Source organism: Devosia sp., from assembly GCF_036676215.1.
Taxonomy (GTDB): Bacteria; Pseudomonadota; Alphaproteobacteria; order Rhizobiales; family Devosiaceae; genus Devosia.
In genome coordinates, this window is record NZ_JAKFDJ010000145.1 from 1 (window position 1) to 1,521 (window position 1,521).

The 1,521-nt window shown below is 64.0% G+C and carries 2 protein-coding genes; one reads left to right on the top strand and one right to left on the bottom strand.

Features of this window, described 5'->3' with window-relative positions:
- Window positions 1-926: LLM class flavin-dependent oxidoreductase (locus V6M52_RS12520; RefSeq protein WP_332701264.1), on the bottom strand; the 926-nt coding region annotated here is incomplete at its 3' end.
- A gap of 254 nt (window positions 927-1,180) precedes the next feature.
- On the opposite strand from V6M52_RS12520, the gene V6M52_RS12525 reads away from it, so the two are divergent.
- Complete coding sequence (locus V6M52_RS12525; protein WP_332701265.1) at window positions 1,181-1,408, top strand: DUF2061 domain-containing protein; 228 nt, start codon at window positions 1,181-1,183, stop codon at window positions 1,406-1,408.
- Window positions 1,409-1,521 lie beyond the last annotated feature (113 nt).

Genomic DNA, 1,521 nt, shown 5'->3' on the forward strand with positions numbered 1-1,521 from the left:
GGGGCGTACTGGCTCAGCGCGCCGGTCTGGATGGTCTTGATGGTCCGGTAGCCCGGCGCGTCGGCGAAGCCCGGATAGACGTGCAGGCAGCGATTGTAGAAGTAGCTGACGTGCTCGGAATAGAGCCGCTCGGCCTCCTCGTCAGTGTCAGCCACCAGGATCGTCTGGGCGAAGCCGGCCCGGTAGGGGCTCTTGTCCACCCCCCGCTCCTCGACCCGCTTCCAGTAGCCGTTCATCAGCGCCTGGGCGCGCAGGTAGCCGGAGAAGCTGAGGTAGGAATAGGAATAGGTGTTGTCGATGCAGAAGTCGTAGGTCTCCACCGACCCGCCGCCGGGGATGTGGACCGGCGGGTGCGGCTTGTCCTGGATCGGGCGCGGCCAGATGTTGACATGCCGCAGCTTGTTGTAGCGGCCGTTCCAGGCGAAGGGCTCCCGCGTGGTCCAGGCCTTGATGATCAGGTCGTGGGCTTCCTGGTACTTCTCCCGCGTCAGGGACGGGATCTGGCCGTAGCAGTAGTTGGTGTCCATGGAGGTCCCGACCGGGAACCCGGCCACCAGCCGCCCGCCCGAGATGCAGTCCAGCATGGCGAACTCCTCGGCCACGCGGATTGGCGGATTGTAGAGCGCGATGGAGTTGCCCAGGACGACGATGGCCGCGTCCTTGGTGCGCCGGGCCAGACCCGCGGCGATGATATTGGGGCTGGGCATGATGCCGTAGCCGTTCTGGTGGTGCTCATTCACCCCGACGCCGTCGAAGCCGAGGGTATCGGCGTACTCCAGCAGGTCCATATAGGTGTTGTAGACCTCATGGCTCGTGGCCGGATCGAACAGCTTCTGATCGATATCGACCCAGACGGAGCGGTTTTTCTCCCGGAAATCGTCCGGCAGATACGGCCACGGCATCAGGTTGAACCAAGTGAACTTCATGGGCCGCTCCTCCCAGACCACCGCTTGCGATGGTCGACTTTCTGAGTTCTCCCGCGTGGCGTCCCAAGGGCGCCATGCGGGGGCCGCCTCTGTCGGGCGGTCATGTGAACGACGATAACCCAAATGGCCGTCGCGCCAAGCGACTTCGGGCGATCAGCAAATGGCGCCGGGCACAAGAAAAACTGATCGCAAGTGGGCTTCCAATAAGACGGCTTTGGGCTATATTGCGAATCATTCGCAACTGGACGCTCACCATGCACGCCGCCAAGAAGACCTTAAGCTACAGCCTGATGCACATGACGGTGGCGATCGGGGTCGCCTTCGCCCTGACGCGAGACTGGCGGGCGGCGCTCGCCATCGGCCTGATCGAACCCCTCTTTCAGACTGTCGCCTTCGCGGTGCATGAGAGGGTCTGGGAACGGATCGGCCGCCGAACCGATGCGGCGGCGTTCCGCGACCGCCTGACAGCCAAGGAGATTTGAAGACATGACCCACGCCGGACCCAACCCCGCCGCCCGCAAGGCGGCCGCCGACGGCCTGGCCAGGCTGCTGGCCGATTCCTACGCGGTCTATCTGAAGACCCACGGCTATCACT